This window comes from Occallatibacter sp. FHG110214_02, assembly GCF_059115385.1.
Window position 1 is genome coordinate 248,046 of sequence record NZ_JBZYWK010000003.1, and the last position, 10,630, is coordinate 258,675.

The 10,630-nt window shown below is 57.5% G+C and carries 10 protein-coding genes; 9 read left to right on the forward strand and 1 reads right to left on the reverse strand.

Annotation, left to right across the window (positions count from 1 at the left end; all coding sequences use genetic code 11):
- Positions 1-10 precede the first annotated feature (10 nt).
- From plsX to AC5S3R_RS04995, 4 genes are all read left to right on the forward strand, one after another.
- Positions 11-1,066, forward strand: a complete 1,056-nt coding sequence (gene plsX / locus AC5S3R_RS04980; RefSeq protein ID WP_494265783.1) for a phosphate acyltransferase PlsX — start codon at positions 11-13, stop codon at positions 1,064-1,066.
- A 14-nt stretch (positions 1,067-1,080) separates the two neighbouring features.
- Positions 1,081-1,281 carry a Trm112 family protein gene (locus AC5S3R_RS04985; protein WP_494265785.1) on the forward strand — a complete coding sequence of 67 codons (201 nt, stop codon included), beginning with the start codon at positions 1,081-1,083 and terminating at the stop codon, positions 1,279-1,281.
- An 84-nt stretch (positions 1,282-1,365) separates the two neighbouring features.
- Entirely contained in the window at positions 1,366-2,145 is a 780-nt protein-coding gene (locus AC5S3R_RS04990; protein ID WP_494265788.1) for a glycosyltransferase, read from the forward strand.
- Between the two features lie 22 nt (positions 2,146-2,167).
- On the forward strand, positions 2,168-3,142 hold the full coding sequence (locus AC5S3R_RS04995) for a nucleoside hydrolase (RefSeq protein ID WP_494265790.1): 975 nt from the start codon (positions 2,168-2,170) through the stop codon (positions 3,140-3,142).
- An 84-nt stretch (positions 3,143-3,226) separates the two neighbouring features.
- On the opposite strand, the gene AC5S3R_RS05000 is transcribed toward AC5S3R_RS04995, so the two are convergent.
- On the reverse strand, positions 3,227-5,389 hold the full coding sequence (locus AC5S3R_RS05000; RefSeq protein ID WP_494265792.1) for a S53 family peptidase: 2,163 nt from the start codon (positions 5,387-5,389) through the stop codon (positions 3,227-3,229).
- 1,339 nt (positions 5,390-6,728) lie between these two features.
- On the opposite strand from AC5S3R_RS05000, the gene AC5S3R_RS05005 reads away from it, so the two are divergent.
- From AC5S3R_RS05005 to AC5S3R_RS05025, 5 genes are all read left to right on the forward strand, one after another.
- Positions 6,729-6,908: a hypothetical protein gene (locus tag AC5S3R_RS05005; RefSeq protein WP_494265794.1), complete on the forward strand. Its 180-nt coding sequence runs from the start codon at positions 6,729-6,731 to the stop codon at positions 6,906-6,908.
- A gap of 136 nt (positions 6,909-7,044) precedes the next feature.
- Positions 7,045-7,449 carry a 30S ribosomal protein S12 gene (rpsL, locus tag AC5S3R_RS05010; protein WP_494265796.1) on the forward strand — a complete coding sequence of 135 codons (405 nt, stop codon included), beginning with the start codon at positions 7,045-7,047 and terminating at the stop codon, positions 7,447-7,449.
- A gap of 147 nt (positions 7,450-7,596) precedes the next feature.
- Positions 7,597-8,067 (forward strand): 30S ribosomal protein S7, encoded by a 471-nt coding sequence (gene rpsG, locus AC5S3R_RS05015; protein ID WP_494265799.1) that lies wholly within the window; start codon positions 7,597-7,599, stop codon positions 8,065-8,067.
- Positions 8,068-8,169: 102 nt separating this feature from the next.
- Positions 8,170-10,251: an elongation factor G gene (fusA, locus tag AC5S3R_RS05020; protein WP_494265802.1), complete on the forward strand. Its 2,082-nt coding sequence runs from the start codon at positions 8,170-8,172 to the stop codon at positions 10,249-10,251.
- 85 nt (positions 10,252-10,336) lie between these two features.
- Positions 10,337-10,630, forward strand: a 294-nt coding sequence (locus AC5S3R_RS05025; RefSeq protein WP_494265805.1) for a GTP-binding protein, incomplete at its 3' end; no start/stop codon positions are given.

Below are 10,630 nucleotides of genomic sequence, written 5' to 3' on the forward strand. Positions count from 1 at the left end.
TCCCCAAGACATGCTCATCGACATCGTTCTCGACGCTGTTGGTTCAGACAAGGCCCCCGAGCCTGAGATTCGCGGGGCCATTCTTGCGTGCCGTGAATTGCCGGTAAGGGTCCACCTCGTTGGGCCGGAGCCCGAGCTGCGCGATTTGCTCGACGAGCATCTGGAAAACGAAGACGATCTGCCCATCGTCATCCATCACGCCTCCGAAAGAATCGGGATGGATGAGAAGGCCGCGCACGCCGTCCGCACCAAGAAGGACAGCTCCATGCGTGTCGGCCTCAAGATGGTCCGCGAGCGCAAAGCCGCAGGCTTTGTCACTGCTGGCAACACTGGCGCAGCCATGGCCACTGCCAAAATGGTCCTCGGAGCACTGCCCGGTGTAGACCGTCCCGCATTGGCAACGCCCATGCCGACGACAACCGGCAGCCCCTGCATCCTTCTTGATGTAGGCGCAAACGTCGATTGCAAAGCGCACAACCTCGAACAGTTCGCCGTCATGGGCGAAATGTACGCACGCAGCGTCTTCAAAATGCGCGCCCCGCGTGTAGGCCTGCTTTCCATCGGCGAGGAAGAGACCAAAGGCAACGAGCTCACTCGTGAAGCGACCCCGCTGCTCAAGGCTCTGCCGTTTCACTTCATCGGCAACGTTGAAGGCCGCGACATCTTCAACGGCAACGCGGACGTAATCGTCTGCGACGGCTTCGTCGGCAACGTAGCTCTCAAAACCAGTGAAGGTATCGGCCGCTTCGTTCGCGACGCCTTGCGCGCCTCGCTGAACAAGACCGTCACCGCAAAGGTTGGTGCGGTGCTTGCCCGCCAGGCGTTCAATGACTTCCGCCGCCGTCTCGACTACACCGAATACGGTGGTGCACCGCTGCTCGGCGTACGCGGCGTTTGCATCATCGGCCACGGATCGTCGAATGACAACGCCATCTTCAACGGCATCCGCGTAGCCTATGAATTTGCCAAGGCGGGCGTCAATGAAAAGCTCGAGCGCGAGTTTGCCAGCAGACCGCAGCGCCCCCCGCAATCTTCCGCCAGCGCCCCTGACGCCACAATTCAGTAGCCCCGCATTCCGTTATGTCTGCCAACCATCTCAAGCCTGACTTTGCCAGAGACTATTCCGCCATTGCGGAACTCCTCGCATGCGCGAGCTGCGGCGGCAAGTTGGGCATTGACGCAAGCAACCTTGTCTGCAGCGCCTGCGCCGCGGAGTACCCAATCATCGACGGCATTCCCGTACTGACGCCGAGAAACACCTCTTCGCAAATCCCCGGCTAAGAGAAAACCCGCCAGCGCGGCGTCTAATGTATAACTTGGGTACGGCAAATCGTCCCAGGCACTTACGGAAATTCAAGGCACTCCATGAGCAGCGATCCATTCCCACTCCATCCGGTTACCTGTACGATCGTTGTTCCTTGCTATAACGAAGAGCGCCGCCTCCCTGTCCCTGCGTTTGAAGAATTTCTTCGCGACCCATCCACGCAGCAAATCAATTTTCTTTTCGTAAACGACGGCAGCGCAGACCGCACCCAATCCATTCTGGAAGAAATGCAGAAAGCATTTCCGAATCGCGTAGCAGTTTTTCATCAACTCCCCAACAAGGGAAAAGCCGAAGCCGTACGCAATGGCATGCTGCAAGTCATCGCAGCAGGAAACTCCGCATTCACCGGCTTCTGGGATGCAGACCTCGCAACCCCGCTGGACCAGATTCAGCCCGTTCTCGCCAACATGCTAACGCAGTCAAACGTGGACATGGTCTTCGGCTCGCGAGTAAAGCTGCTCGGCAGGCACGTCGAGCGCCAGCCGTTGCGCCATTACCTCGGGCGCGTCTTTGCCACCGCGGCATCCATTGTTCTGCGGCTGCCCATCTATGACACGCAATGCGGTGCAAAGCTCTTCCGCATCAATCCCGTGTTGTCGCAGGTGCTGGCCGAGCCCTTTCAATCGCGCTGGATATTCGATGTAGAGATACTGGCGCGCTACATCGGTTCGTGCGGCGGCAACCCGGATACCCTTCGCAACAAAATCGTGGAATTCCCACTAATGACATGGCGCGACGTTGCCGGCTCCAAGCTGACCCCGCTGGATTTTGTAAAAGCATTCGGCGAGTTAATCTCAATTCGCCAGCGTTACATGGCCTGACTCGTCAATTAAAGTGGTACGCATGAAAACCCCAGCACGATGCGCCGCTTTCCTCGCATGCGCACTCTTAACGCTAAGCACATCCATCCTCAGCAGCCAGTCCAATCCCGCCGCCACAAAGCCGCAGCTAGTCCTGCTGGATACAGATATCGGCGACGACATCGATGACGCCTTCGCGTTAAGCCTCCTGCTGCAAAGCCCCGAGGTAAAGCTGCTCGGAATCTCCACCGCCTATGGTGATACAGAACTCCGCGCACAATTAGTAGACCGCTTCCTCCACGCCGCAGGAAGAGCAGACATCCCAGTAGCCGCAGGCGTACGCACCGCCACTCCTCCGTCCAACATCTTCACGCAAGCCGCATACGCCCATCGCCAGCCACTGCGCAAACATCCCGACGGCGTAGCCTTCCTGCTAAGCCAAATCCGCCGGCACCCCAACCAAGTCACACTGCTCGCCATCGGCCCGCTCAGCAACATCCGCGCGGCCATCGCGCAAGACGCCGCCACCTTCCACAAGCTCAAGCGAGTAGTCATCATGGGCGGCAGCGTCTATCGCGGCTACGGCAAGCCCGGCACACCGCCGCAAGTCGAGTGGAATGCCGGCCAGGACTCCGCTGGCCTGAAAGCCCTCTTAGCCTCAGGAGTCTCCACCTTCGTCATGCCGCTCGACTCCACGCAGATTCCCCTTACCGGCGACCAGCAGGACAAAATCTTCGCATTCGGCTCTCCGCTCACCGACCAGGTCACCCTTCTCTACCACCAGTGGAAATACCTCAGCGGATGGCATCCCACCGGCCCCGTGCTCTACGACCCCATGACCGTAGCCTTCGCACTCAAGCCCGAGCTATGCCCAATGCAGCCCATGAACCTGGCCGTGGACGCAAAGGGCATGACACTCCCCGGAACCGGAACCCCCAACGCACAAGTCTGCGTAAAAGCAGACGAGCAGGGCTTTCTCAATCTCCTGCAAGACAGGCTCGCCCCCGCACAAAAGTAAATCGCAATCAGCCGCAAGAAAAACCGGCGCGCCGCTTGGTAGAACGGCGCGCCGGTTTTTGTACCAGGGGAGGGCATGAAGCAGTTACTCTTCGCTGCTGACGCCCACGCGGGCCGTCCGTCCTCTTTCAACAATGGGAGAGAAGCCGAAGCCGCCGCGCCCAAAGCCTCTTCCGCCGCCGTTGCCACCACCTCCATTACCGCCGCCTTTTCCGTTGTCGCTGTTGGAAACGGCCTTAATAAACGGCAGCCCGTTTGGCTCCCCGTAGCCCGTCACGTTATCCCAGCCAGTGGTAACAGTGAGCGAGGAGTCCGTGCCAAAGCTCAGCGCCACGGCATCGCCAAACGAGTCAAGCTCCCAGATAGCATCCGGGAAAGCCGTCTGCGTATACAGCAGCCCGGAGAAGATATCCGCGGAGCTATAGGTGGTTGTGCCGTTAGCATCCGTAATCGTGCCAGTAAGGTTATTGGTGTTCAGCGCGGTGGTTGGCACAACGTCCGTAATCTGCCCGGCCTTCAGAGCAGCCACTGTGGGAGAAGCAAAGCCAAGCGGCTTGCCGTTGTACTGGTCGGCAATCGCCCAGATAGCGGTAAAGATGGGGCTGGCAAGGCTGGTGCCGCCATAGCCCGCCGCAAAGTAGGTTGTTCCATCCTCCGTAACAAAGATGGGAAAGCCAGTGTAAGGATCAGCAAGCGCCGAAACATCCGGCAGTTGACGGTACTTACCCGGCAGGCTCTTCTGCCAGCTCGGCTTGGCAAAATACTGGCTCTGCCCGCCGCCTGCTCCGCCAAGAAAGAACCCTTCACCCGTTGGCGGATCAAGCGGATAGCCAAAGGCAATATAGTCCGCATTGTTGCCCCAGCCCGCTACGATATCGCCCGTGCCCGTAGGATTGTTCAAAATGGAAGTGCCGCCCACCGCCACCGCATATGGCGAGTTGGAAGGCACGCCCACCGCGCCCACCGGAGTCCCAAGGCCAAGGTCGCCACCGTCCCCCGTAGAGAACTGGAAGGAAACACCCGCCGCCGCGCCCTTCTTCAGAACAGCGTTGAAAGCCTCTTCTTCCGCAGACCCGGCAATGATTTCGTCATCGTTCTCCCAACTGCTGGAAGCGGTGTAAGCAATTTTGTGGTCAATGATGTACTCAAGCGAAGCAATCTGGTCCTCGTTGTCCTGCCCGGCAGAGGCAACGACAACAATCTTTGCTCCCGGAGCAATCGCGTGCGCCGACTGAATGTCGAGCGCAATCTCAACATCCCAGCCGGTCAGTTCGGCAGCCTGCGAGCTGGTGGGTTTGCCTTCAGGATAGATAACCGAAAAGTTGGAAGAGTTAAGCGCGGGCAACCCAAAGGTCTGCGCGGCAGTGTTGGCGTCAGCCTCAGCGCCGTCATAGCCATAGGCTTCTACCAGCGCAATCGTCTGCCCCTTGCCGCTGTAGCCCTGTTTGATAAGGTCCGTAAGACCATAGTGCGTCTGCAACTGCTGCGGCGTGTAGGAGACAATTAGGTCCGGGTTCTCGTCGTAAATGTAGCCAGTGTAAGTGGCCGTTGTCGTAGCCCCATCCGTGGAAGTAAAGGTAGTCGGCCCAGTCAAAGGCGTGCCCGTAATCGTGCTCAGCACACCGCCATCCGCCTGCACCTGTGTGAGTGGCTTTTTGAAAAGCGCCTGGTTGGTTTTGAAGTTCTTCTGGAAGCTCAGCATCGGCGTGCTCTGGTGCCGCTCAAGGCCGGCCACGGCCTTCACCAGCGAGCCAGCGGAACCGGCAAGAACGGCATCCTTGGTGTGAGCCTGGAAGGTGCGTCCGCTCTTCAACTGAAAGGAGTGAATCTCCGTCTGGAAAGCGCTCTCCGCCGCGCCCGTCGTGCCATGCACACGTACAGAGAAGCGGTTGGGGTCAGAGGAGACAACCGTAAAGCCTTGGTTGACCAGTTCGCGCTTAACAGTGTCGAACTCCTCCTGTGTCGGAGCGTATTTCTCAAAGTCTGCGTCAGTAAACCATTGGTGGTAGGTTGGCGAGGCCGGGTCATAGAGCGCATCAACCGCCTTGTCGTACTCCGCCTCGTTATGCGGCTTCAAAACCACGGTCAGGTTGACCAGATTGGAAGAGCTCACTCGGCCAAGGTCTTTAGCAATGGCTGATGCGCGGGGAGCATTGTGTGCAGGGAGTTGAGCAAAAGAATAGCTGGAGGCGAGCAATGCGACTGCCAGCGATGTTACGGTACTGCGGATAGCTGAGAGTTTCATCATATCTCCTAAAGAATGAACGAGTTGCAGAATAAATCGTGTAGGCACACGAAGAGCGTGCGGTGGTAGGACACCGTGAAGCTCGACGCAGGATGCGCGCAGTTGGGGCCCGAGGACAACAGTCAGAACGACTGCACGGCGAGAGAGCTGTGCTGCTCTCCGCGGCGTCTTCAGGGAAAACAATGTTTTCCAAAAGCGCCGTAATTCGCCGCCCTGCGTACTGCTAGAGCCAGAACTCCTGCTCTTTGATGTAGGAAAGGTTGCTCAATCCGCGTAGAAGCCAGGCAGAGTGCAAAGGGAATTGCTACGGACGAGCGCAGATAAGGGGCATCAACAACAACGTGTACCGGCTTGCTTGAAATCCGCCGGGATTGAGGAGTCGAACGCCATGTTGGGCATAATAGCACTCGCAGAGTTCATGTCAATGCCAGAGATTAAATTCTTTTATAGAAAATCGTCCGCACAATCATCGCCCTCTCGCAATAATCAGCGATTGTTTCTTGCCCAGCGGCTTTCGCCAACTCAGAAGCTGTCACCCTGAGCAAAGCCAATCGCATCGCCACTCTCAGCTGCCCCCGGTCCCTGCATTTGGGGACCGGGGATACCCATACCGAGAGTTCTTCCCGCATCAAGCTCTCCCGCTGTCCTGTGGAAAAATCCTGTCAAGCCCCAAACCCGAAAATATTTCCTAACTCATTGATTCCATTCAGAAAAATTCCCATCCAAGTTTGCGCTCAATTATGCGAAATCTGCCACAATAGAATCAGCAGAAGAAAAACGGCCCGATTCCAAAGGAATCGGGCCGTTCTGTTTTCCACTGGTTCGCCAAGCGCGAAGCGCTGCTAACTAGCTACACCAAAAGAAAGGAGACCCCCCATGCCATCAACAGCAAGCACAATCCCCTGTACCCTGCACCCCGTACCCTGTACCCGGCCTTTTGCACAGTTCCGGAATAAAGAAACTGCACAGTCCCTGTGCAATCTCACACAACCCACACAAAATAAAAGAAATGGAAAAGCACCCCGCTGTGCGCATACACACGGACGCATAAGGGAATCGTAAAGACAGGCCGCCACAAGCGACGCAGACCGCTTTCATGCCACAATCCCCATACCCCTTTCATGGGATTTCCCCCATATTCGTCCCAAAAAGAATTGACCCCCGAAAAAAAACTTGGTATTGTTAGAAGGTTCCGCAAGAACGCTCCTTTTCGTGTGTCTTGATGAAGAGAAGCGAACAGGCAGCCGGTACCGGAGAAATGGCGCTGGTTGAACCTGGGGCTGGAAGATTTTCCAGCTGTACAAGCTCCGAAGTAAGCTCTCTTTCTTGCGAGGGCAGGGGCATGAAGCCGAAGGGCGCCGAAGTAAGCAAGTTGGGCGCGGCCTTCGCAAAGATTCGCTACGGTGCTTGCGCGTTCTCTACCTTGGAGGGCTATGCAAGCCGGAACCGCGAAACGGAGTTGGCTCCCAGGCTGGTTTTAGGCCTGATGGGACGTACAGCCACCGTCGCGGCTCTCGTCTGAGATGGGAAGAAGGCAGACGCGAAGCAGGTTCGGGCTTCTGTGCGTTTGTACGGCATCCGCCGTCCAAAGCCAGAATGGCCGGAAGGGCTGCGCGACTGCTGATGAAGTTTGAGGCTTTCGGGTAAGGAGTTTCGGTTTGCCTACTTTTAATCAGCTTGTTCGTAAGGGCCGCACGGCCCCCCGCTACAAGACGGCCTCGCCGGCACTGCAGGCTTCGCCGCAGCGGCGCGGTGTTTGCACGCGCGTTTACACCCAGACGCCGAAGAAGCCGAACTCGGCGCTCCGCAAGGTTGCGCGTGTTCGTCTCACCAACGGTATCGAGGTTACGACCTACATTCCTGGCATCGGCCACAACCTGCAGGAGCACTCGATTGTGCTCATCCGCGGCGGCCGTGTAAAGGATCTGCCGGGTGTTCGCTATCACGTTGTTCGTGGAACTCTGGACTCGGTTGGCGTAGCCAACCGTAAGCAGAGCCGCTCGAAGTATGGTGCCAAGCGCGCCAAGGGCGGAGCAGCAGCGCCGACGAAGGGTAAGAAGTAGGAGTCAGGTTTCGGGTCCGGGTTCGGTTTTGACTGAACCCTGTCCCTTGAACTCTGACCCCTGTTTAAGACGGTTCCCGGACGGATCACGGTGCCGGGACTGGGGTAGTAGAAGCAGCGCGCAGAGCGCGGAAGGTTTTGAGGAACTATGCCGAGAAAAGGGCACATTGCGAAGCGGGAAGTAGCGCCGGACCCGGTTTACGGATCGACGCTGGTCACCAAGTTTGTGAACTCGATGATGTGGGGCGGAAAGAAGTCCACCGCGCAGGGCATCTTCTATCAGTCGATGAAGAACCTGGAAGCGAAGGGTGGCGATGAAGCCATCAAGCTCTTCAAGAAGGCCGTCGAGAACGTGAAGCCCCTGCTCGAAGTGAAGACCCGCCGCGTCGGTGGCGCCAACTATCAGGTTCCTATCGAAGTGAACCCTGAGCGCCGCACCTCGCTGGCTATCCGCTGGATTATTACCTATGGCCGCAGCCGTGGGGAAAAGGGCATGGTTGAGAAGCTCACCAATGAGCTGCTCGACGCGGCTAATGGCCGTGGCGCTGCCATGAAGAAGAAGGAAGACGTGCACCGCATGGCCGAAGCCAACAAGGCTTTCGCGCACTACCGCTGGTAATCAGCCTTCCGCAAGAGTTTGGCTCCGGCTCATAAAGGGCCGGAACGTTGTCTGGTTAAGCAGTAAGACTAACGGCGGGGAAACCCGCAAGGATGAATTGAAGTGGCTCGCACAGTTCCTCTGAATCGTTGCCGCAACATCGGCATTATGGCGCACATCGACGCCGGCAAGACGACAGCGACAGAGCGCATCCTGTTCTATACGGGCATTACGCACCGCATCGGTGAAGTGCACGAAGGCACTGCGACCATGGATTACATGGAGCAGGAGCAGGAGCGCGGCATTACGATTACGTCCGCTGCAACGACCTGCACGTGGAACAACATCCGCATCAACATCATTGATACCCCTGGCCACGTGGACTTTACGGCTGAGGTGGAGCGCTCGCTGCGCGTTCTCGATGGTGCGGTTGCTGTGTTTGACTCGGTTTCCGGCGTTCAGCCGCAGACTGAGACCGTGTGGCGTCAGGGCGACAAGTACAAGGTTCCCCGTATTTGCTTCGTCAACAAGATGGACAAGAACGGCGCTGATTTTGAGCATGTGATTGACACCATCCGCAAGCGCCTGGGTGCGCGCCCCGTTGCGCTGCAGATTCCCATTGGCGCGGAAGCAAATTTCAAGGGCGTGATTGATCTCCTCGAGATGCGCGCGATCCTCTGGCACGACGAGACCATGGGTGCGAAGTACTCGGTGGAAGAGATTCCCGCCGACCTGCTCAAGAAGGCGGAAGCCTTCCGCACGCAGCTCATCGAGACGATTGCCGAGACCGACGACCTGTTGCTTGAGAAGTTCCTCGAAGGCGAAACGCCGACGGTGGCCGAGCTTAAGGCTGGCATCCGCAAGGCTGTCAATGAGCTGAAGGTCTTCCCGGTTATCTGCGGTTCAGCCTTTAAGAATAAGGGTGTTCAGACGCTGCTCGACGCAGTTGTCGATTACCTGCCCAGCCCGATCGATAAGCCCCCGGTAGAAGGCATCGATCCGCACAACCACGAGACGGTTCTCATCCGCAAGGTGGATGACAACGAACCTCTCTCGGCGCTGGCGTTCAAGCTGATTAACGATCCGTTTGGCAAGCTGTCCTTCATCCGTGTCTACTCGGGCACGCTGAAGACCGGCGACACCATTCTGAATCCGCGTACAGGTAAGACGGAGCGCGTAGGTCGCCTGGTAAAGATGCACGCCAACAAGCGTGAAGACATCACCGAGATCATGGCCGGCGACATCTGCGCCTGTGTTGGTTTGAAGGATATGAAGACGGGCGATACGCTCTCTTCCCCGCAGCACCCGATCGCGCTCGGCGCCATCACCTTCCCTGAGCCTGTTATCTCGGTTGCAATCGAGCCGAAGACGAAGGCTGACCAGGAAAAGATGGGCGTTGCGCTCTCGAAGCTGGCTGACGAAGATCCGACCTTCAAGGTTCGCACCGATGAAGACTCGGGTCAGACCATCATCTCTGGTATGGGTGAGCTTCATCTCGAAATTCTTGTGGACCGCATGAAGCGCGAGCACAAGGTTGAGGCGAACGTAGGTGAGCCGAAAGTTGCGTTCCGTGAAACGATTCGCAAGCCAGCAGAGGCGGAAGGTAAGTACATCCGCCAGACGGGCGGTTCGGGTAACTACGGCCATTGCTGGCTGCGTATCGAGCCGAACGAGCCGGGCAAGGGCTACGAGTTCATCAACGAGATCAAGGGCGGATCGGTTCCGAAGGAATACATCAAGCCCATCGATCAGGGTGTGCAGGGTGCGCTTGAGCTTGGCATCCTCGCGGGCTTCCCGGTGGTTGACGTCAAGGTAACGCTGTTTGACGGCAGCTATCACGATGTTGACTCGAACGAAATGGCCTTTAAGTTTGCCGGTTCGATTGCGTTCAAGGAAGCGGCGCGCAAGGCTTCGCCGGTTCTGCTCGAGCCTGTGATGGCGGTCGAAGTCACTGTGCCTGAGGAGTTCATGGGCACCATCATTGGCGACATCAACTCGCGCCGTGGCCGCATCGAAGGCATGGAGCACGCGGGCGGTTCGCAGGTGATTAAGGCGATTGTGCCGCTGAAGGAAATGTTTGGCTATGTGAACGACATTCGTTCGTCCACGCAGGGTCGCGCTTCGTACTCGATGCAGTTTGCCCGGTACGAAGAAGCTCCGCGTATGATTGCCGACGAAATCATCGGCAAGTCGCAGGGCAAATAAGTTTGAGTTTGGGGGCTGGAGCCGCGTGGGCGGCGCCCCGATGTGAAACAGGTAGTAGAGCTACGAAAGGGATTCAGGAACTTTTATGGCGAAGGAAAAATTTGATCGTTCTAAGCCGCATGTGAATGTGGGAACGATTGGGCATATCGATCACGGCAAGACGACATTGACGGCGGCGATCACGAAGGTGTTGTCGAAGCACAACCCGAACATCAAGTTCCGTTCGTTCGACACGATCGACAACGCGCCGGAAGAGCGTGAGCGCGGTATTACGATCGCGACAGCACACGTGGAGTACGAGACGGCGAACCGTCACTACGCGCACGTGGACTGCCCCGGTCACGCGGACTACATCAAGAACATGATTACCGGTGCGGCG